A 1,143-nucleotide genomic window follows, 5' to 3' on the forward strand; every position below is an offset into this window, starting at 1 on the left:
GCACGCATCTCACGCCAGAGCGCCAAGGCGTTGCGGGATCCGGTATCCCAGCGCTCGTTCAGCCACGGCAACCAACTGTCCAGAGCGCTTGGCCGAGTACGAAAGACGTCTAGGCGCTGTCCGCGTAGGACGTCCCGAACGAGTTTGCGGCTGTGACCAGTCTGCCGGACAATCTGCCGGATGGAAGTGCCGCTTTTGGCCAGTTCCTGGATTGCCTCATTGGTTTCCTGACGACGAAGGTAACCTTCGTACTGCAGCTTCTCAGCATAAGTGAGAAGCTTGGGGTCGACGACATTGCTGCCGACCGCTTGCCTGATCTGCCGCATGGATTTGCTGACGGCGTCGAGAAAGGCTCGGCTCGAATTTTCCATGAGATGCCAACGATCGGCAACCTGCTCGGCATGAGGGAGCCCTCGTGCGATCGCCTCACCATAACCGCCGCCGCGGTCTCGAGCGACGATGAATATGGATGGGCGTTCGGCAAGCCAGGCCCGTGACGTTTCCAGTGCTCGATCAGGCAGAAGGGTGACCGGCTTGCGGCGCTCCAGATCGCAGACAATCGTTCCGTAAGTCTGGCCTCGGCGGAAGGCAAAATCATCAATACCGACAACATGGAGGTCGTCACATCGATCAACAGCGTGCCGCCGCACCACCCGCAGCAAAGTGTCCTTGCTCACCGGCACCATTAGACGGTTGGCAAATGCGGCCCCAGGTCTCCCGCCCAATGCGAGGCCCAGATGGTGGACAATTGTCTCAAGACGTTGAGTACGCCGGCCATATCGCGCCAGGACACCTACATCGAACCGTTCGCAGAAGATGCGCCGACCGCACACGACCGCGTCACACCAGAAGCGGCGCGCCTGGATCGTTAGAATGACACGGCGGCCCGCCAACGGTAAATCCGAAGGTCTCCGCACATACCGGCTCTGAACTCGCTGGCTTGGGCGGCCACAATCCGGACAAACGCCTGAAAGGCAGCGAGAACGCAGTTGAATATGGAAATCATCTCCGACACCCTGCAGCGACACCACCGCAAAGCCTTCAGGGGCAAGACGCGCTCGTTGAAATCGCCCGTTCATGACAGATCCTCCCAGTAAAGCGGGGGAAGGATACCATCACCAGCAGCAAAAGTGATTCAGAGCC

General features: G+C 59.5%; 1 protein-coding gene. It reads right to left on the bottom strand.

Annotation, left to right across the window (positions count from 1 at the left end):
* The coding region (locus BRX37_RS26250) for an ISL3 family transposase (protein ID WP_125990367.1) at positions 1 to 1,079 on the bottom strand (1,079 nt) is incomplete at its 3' end.
* Between the last annotated feature and the right edge of the window lie 64 nt (positions 1,080 to 1,143).

Origin of the sequence: Sphingomonas sp. S-NIH.Pt3_0716, assembly GCF_003950715.1 — a bacterium.
In the GTDB taxonomy this organism is placed as follows: domain Bacteria; phylum Pseudomonadota; class Alphaproteobacteria; order Sphingomonadales; family Sphingomonadaceae; genus Sphingobium; species Sphingobium yanoikuyae_A.